Source organism: Bartonella sp. TS25HLJMH, from assembly GCF_042193505.1.
GTDB classification, from domain to species: Bacteria; Pseudomonadota; Alphaproteobacteria; order Rhizobiales; family Rhizobiaceae; genus Bartonella; species Bartonella grahamii.
The window spans coordinates 1-4590 of sequence record NZ_JBHILV010000040.1; the positions used below are offsets into that span (position 1 = coordinate 1).

General features: G+C 37.5%; 1 protein-coding gene. It reads right to left on the reverse strand.

Annotation, left to right across the window (positions count from 1 at the left end):
- Positions 1 to 3916, reverse strand: a 3916-nt coding sequence (locus ACFINF_RS08705; protein ID WP_375620520.1) for a beta strand repeat-containing protein, incomplete at its 3' end; no start/stop codon positions are given.
- Positions 3917 to 4590: the final 674 nt, after the last annotated feature.

The window sequence follows — 4590 nt, forward strand, 5'->3', positions numbered from 1 at the left end:
AAACTGTTGTGTTGCCTGAGACATCACCGTGAATGAGAAGCCTATCGGTTTTTTGATCGGCACTTGCAACACCATCACTCCAAGCAATGTTGAAGTAAATCTTTGCGTCACCAGAGGCTTTGTAAACTTCTTGCGTGTCTGGTTTACCAGAACCTATGTGCAATGTGTGATAATGCTCTTCTGTCGGTTCGCTAAAGATAATGGAGCTATTATCGAGATTAAGCGTGGAAATATCAGAACGAGATCTTTGAGCAATATCAAGAAGTTGACCATCTTCATCTTTTTCTTTTGTACTGGTTTTTACAATCCATTGTGTATTGTTTTGCAAATTAAAGATTGTTTTAGGGCTGTTAATAATTTTTGCTCTACCCTCTAATATGGAGTCATCAGAATTGAGGGTGAAAGTGAAATTATTTCCTTTTGTTGAATCTTTGTTTACTAGTAAAACATCACCACGGATTTCTGATTTTTCGCCAAGATTGACTGTGCCGGTTGACTCATCTACATTAATTCCAGTACCGTTTTTAATGTGAAGCTTTGCGTTGGTTAAATTAACTTCTGAGGTTGTATCTTCTTCAGGATTTTCAAATTTTATGCCATTTTTCTCTGCTGTTGCAGAAATATTTGTTGCATCAATATGCCCACCGTTTTCAACAGCCAATGCTGCCTCTGTTCCTGTTATACGTCCTGTCATCATTGTGATGGTGGAGTCTAAGCCGGTTGCATGGAGGACATAACCATTAGATGATGTAATTTGGGCATTTTCGGCTAAAGTAATGGTGCTTCCACTCTCTGCACGTATTCCCACATTGTTTCCAGCAAATGATCCTCCAGAGATTGTGATTTGAGAATGATCCATTGCCATTACGCCGGTGAATGCTTGTGTAATGTGTACATTTTCTAAAGTGATATTGCTTGCTTGGGCATTTAATCCTGTAAATATGATCGAGTTACCTTTTCCATTGCTTGATATTGTCACATCTTCCAATTTGTTTTCGTTGCTCTTACTGTTTGAAATGGTAGCACCAACTGTAGAAGTTGTAATGGTTCCCTTCTTCATTTTGATTACGCCGCCGTCTTGTGCAAGGAGTCCAGTCGAAGTGTCTTTAATATCTGTTCCACGCAATTCGATCATACTATTAGAATTGATAACACTTGCACCTAATCCGCTAAGCTGCTTTTCTGTTGTGATAGTAACACCTGTGACCGTAATATGACCACCACCTTCCGCACTCAATGCTGTACGGTCCCCTTTGACGTGTCCTTTATTCATTGTGATGGTAGAGTTTAAACCGTCTGCACGGAGTCCATAACTATTAGATGAGGTAATTTGTGCTGCATCGTCTAAATTGATGGTGCCGCCATCTGCTACATATATTGTTTCATCTTCTGCCTTAAATGATCCCCCAGAGATTTTTATTGTAGAATTGTCATACGCAGCTACGGCATTAATTGCGTCAGAGATGGTTACATTTTTTAAAGTGACTTTACTTGTTTCTTCTGCTTGAATTCCATAGCCTAGTAGCGCACCGCCTTTACTACTTGATATTATCACATTGTCCAGATAGTTTTCTTCGCTCTCACTTTTAGAAAAGACAGCACCAGCTACAGAAGCTTTAATGCTTCCCCCAGTCATACTGATTGCACCATTGTTTTCTGCTTTAAGACCAATTGCACTATCACTGACCGTTGTATTTTCCAACTCAATCACACTTTTAGAGCCATCAGCATCTGCACCGATACCATCGTCTGTTGTTTTTAGAGTACCATCTGTGATGGTAATATGTCCGCTATTTTCTGCAGACAATGCTATTATTTTTCCAGCTACAGTTCCTCCAGTCATCTTGATTACGCCATTGTCATGTGCATAGAGCCCAGAGTTATCAGATGATGTAATTTGTGCATTGTCGGTTAAAATAATGGTGCCGCCGTTTAGAGCAGCGATTGTTGCTAGTTTTGCATCAAACGATCCTCCAGTAATCTCTATTTTAGAATTACTATCTGAAACAATGGCGTTTTCTGCTTGTTTTACGTTTACATTTTCTAGAGAGACTATACTTTCTTTTCCTGCATTGATTCCATTGACTAGTAGCTCATTCTCTTTATTGCTGGATATTATTACATTCTTCAGTTTGTTTTTGTTGCTTTTACTTTCCGTAAAGCGAGCACCAACGTATGAGGCATTAATGGAGCCTCCATTCATACTGATTGCACCCTCTTTTTTTGTCTGAAGTCCAATTATACTATTTTTAATCTTTGTATCATTTCCAGTTAACTCAATTAGACTATCTTTACCCTCAGAAAATGCACCAAAACCACTTGTAATTGATTCGTTATTTTCAATGGGATCGGCGCCATCTATTGTTAGGGTAACATTTTCTACCGTAATGTGTCCGCCATTTTTTGCTCCAACGACTCCTGTTTTTCCAGTTACTTCTCCTCCGGTCATGTTGATTGTGGATTCTTGTTCTGCCATGAGCCCAACGTTATCAGATGATGTAACTTTAGTATTGTCCTTTAAAGTGATTGTGCTGCCGTTTTCAGCGTGTATAGTTACCTTTTTAGAGTCAAACTCTCCTTTAGAGATTGTTATTTCAGAATTACTATCTGCAGATATACCACTGTCTGCTTGAGAGAATCTTACACCTTCTAAATTAACTTTACTGTTCTTCTCTGCTTTTACTCCAAAGAGTATAGGTGTTCCGCCTTCATTACTTGATATTTCTACATCCTTTAGTTTGTTCTTGTCGCTATTACTGTTCAAAAAGTAAGCACCAGCTTGTGAAGCTTTAATGGAACCTCCATTCATAGAGATTGAGCCACCATTTTGTGCCATGAGTCCAGAGTTATCAGATGATGTAATTTGAGCGCCCTCTATAGTGATGTCACTGTTTTTCAAGGCAGCTATTGTTGCCTCTTTTGAAGCGAATGAGCCTCCAGTGACCTTTACTTTAGAACTATTATTTGCAAGAATAGCGTTTTCTGCTTGTTTTACGGTTACATCTTCTAAAGTGACTGTACTGTTCTCTTGTACCTTTACTCCAAAGGTTATTTGTTTTCCGTCTTCATTACTTGATATTGTTACACCTTTCAGCTTATTTTTGTCGCTGTTACTGTTCAAGAAACTAGCACCAGCGTGGGAAGCATTAATAGAGCCTCCAGTCATGGAGATCGTGCCACTTTCTTTTGCCCAGAGTCCAGAGTCGTCAGATGATGTAATCGTAGAATCGTTTATAGTGACTTTGCTGTTTTGCGAGGCAACTATTGTTGCTTCTTTTGAAGCAAATGAACCTCCAGTGATTGTTATTGTAGAGCCACCTTGTGCACTTACAGCATTGTTTGTTTGTTTTATGATTACATCCTTTAAAGTGACTGTACTGTTTTCTGTTCCTGCTCCGAATCCCAGTAGTGTTTTATCATCACCGCTTGATATTGTTACATTTTCCAGCTTGTTTTTGTCGCTGTTACTGTTCATGAAGATCGCACCAAAATCAGAAGCATTAATGGAGCCTCCAGTTATGGAGATCGTGCCACCGTCTTTTGCTTCAACACCTACGATAATGGCAGAATCAGTTCCTTTAATGGTTGTTTTATCCCCCGTTAATGTGATCATACTGTTCTTGCTTTCAGCTGTTACAGCAGCGGGTGATTCTAAAGAAGATGATTCGGGAGGAGGGGTGATACCGCCTTCGCTGGGGCCTTTATTGGTTTCTTTATTTCCGGTTATTGTTAAATTTTCACCAGTGATTTTGCCACTTTCTTTTGCATGAAGAATTTCATAGGTCTTTCCGGTTTCTCCGATGACGGTTTGTCCTTCTCCTGAAGCTTCAAGAGATTCAGCATGTGCATTGGAATAGATACTAGAGAGTATGATCGCGATTGTTGCTGTATATGATAAAAGGGATTTTTTATACATCCGTATTCTCCTTTGAAGTCCCCAATATTCATTTCCCCACCGACCTCATAAGAAGAATAGAAAATGAGTTATTGTTCTTAGTGTTGTTACATTACCTCTAGCTCGGTAAGCTACTTTTACTTCTATGTCAAATATTTTAAATAATCTTCATGAAAATGGATAGTATGTATAGTTTATTTTTTATTAAATGAGTTTTATTTATTTTCTGTTTGTAGTGGGATTATTTTTTATGTCTTGATGAAATAATAAAAGTAATTTTTGATAATTACTGAGAGTTATTTATAGTTTTTTGTGCTTTTTCTTGTTTGAATATTTTATAGACAAAAAAATTTGTTTGAGTTTTCAGATGAGGGGAAAGTTTCTTATAATCGCTTATCTTATTGAGAGCGATAAAACAGACATATCTTAAGTTTAAAAACGTAATTAATAAAAAGCTTTGAATGAAAGGTACTTTGGTCAATAAAACTACATTTTTATTAAAAGGTTTCCGCTTTCATTATTTGTGGGTTTTAATATATTCTGGATAAAAATACCTTATATTTTTCTTGATAAAAAGGGAGGGGGTAGTTTTAGTGTCATTAGGATTTATATAAAGCGAAAAGGCAGCACAATGTGCTGCCTTTTTGTTAAATTGAATAGAATGATAGGCTATTTTTACAGTCTTTTCTTAAAAC